Source organism: Streptomyces javensis, from assembly GCF_039525925.1.
Classification (GTDB): Bacteria; Actinomycetota; Actinomycetes; order Streptomycetales; family Streptomycetaceae; genus Streptomyces; species Streptomyces asiaticus.
The window spans coordinates 1-506 of record NZ_BAAAIF010000304.1 but is presented as its reverse complement, the minus strand read 5'-3'; the positions used below and the strand labels follow the sequence as shown (position 1 = coordinate 506).

The window sequence follows — 506 nt, the reverse complement described above, 5'->3', positions numbered from 1 at the left end:
TCCGGCACGGCGTCCAGCACCGCCGCCAGTTGCTCCCGGTCGGCCACATCGCAGGCCGCCACCGTCACCCGGGCACCCAGCGCCTCCAGCTCCTCGCACAGCTCGGCCGCCCCCGGCGCCTCGATGCCACGACGACTGGTCAGCACCAGATGCTCGGCACCCTGGCCCGCCACCCACCGCGCGATCCGCGCACCCAGCGCACCCGTACCACCGGTGACCAGCACCGAACCACCGACCCGCCACGACCGCTCCGCGCCCTCACCAACTCCGGCCCCGGCCTCAGCCCTCAGCAGACGCCGGACGAACACCCCCGAACCGCGCACCGCGACCTGGTCCTCACCGTCCCCACCACCGGACAGCACACCCACCAACCGACCCACGGCCCGCTCATCCAACACCTCGGGCAGATCCACCAGACCACCCCACACCGCCGAGTGCTCCAACCCCACCACCCGACCCAGACCCCACACCTGCGACTGCACCACACCCGCCAGCCGGTCCGAACG

Annotated in this window: 1 protein-coding gene; it reads right to left on the bottom strand. The window is 73.1% G+C overall.

Going from position 1 to position 506, the window contains the following annotated elements:
- Positions 1 to 506: SDR family NAD(P)-dependent oxidoreductase (locus tag ABD329_RS48085; protein ID WP_344318342.1), on the bottom strand; the 506-nt coding region annotated here is incomplete at both ends.